1 protein-coding gene is annotated in these 310 nt (G+C 48.7%); it reads right to left on the bottom strand.

The features are described 5' to 3' along the window. Positions 1-310: CAP domain-containing protein (locus tag PZC42_RS24380; RefSeq protein WP_498041197.1), on the bottom strand; the 310-nt coding region annotated here is incomplete at both ends.

Here is a 310-nt window from a genome sequence, read left to right as displayed (position 1 = left end):
GCCAGGGGGAGCATAGTTGCAACCTATGAATGTGCCTCCATTGTTACACCTTACTTTGGCACATCCAAGGCGCAAAGAGTTTCTCCAAACGACCTGAGTGTAGTGCAGGCACTCCCCACCAACACACGAGTTGGAGTTGTAGTTATACTTGGATTTCTCATTCACCCACAATTGCACTGCATTTGTACCACTTAGGTTACCGGTGCTTCCGGCAAGATTCTCCCCGTATTTTCCATCACCACCAGAGTGGACAAGTTTGCAGTCACCTTTGCGTTGGTTAGCATAGTTCTGTGCAAAAGCCGCAACTGTG

The sequence above is a fragment of the Isoptericola croceus genome (genome assembly GCF_029382255.1).
Classification (GTDB): Bacteria; Actinomycetota; Actinomycetes; order Actinomycetales; family Cellulomonadaceae; genus Isoptericola; species Isoptericola croceus.
This window is presented reverse-complemented; position numbering and strand designations above follow the sequence as displayed.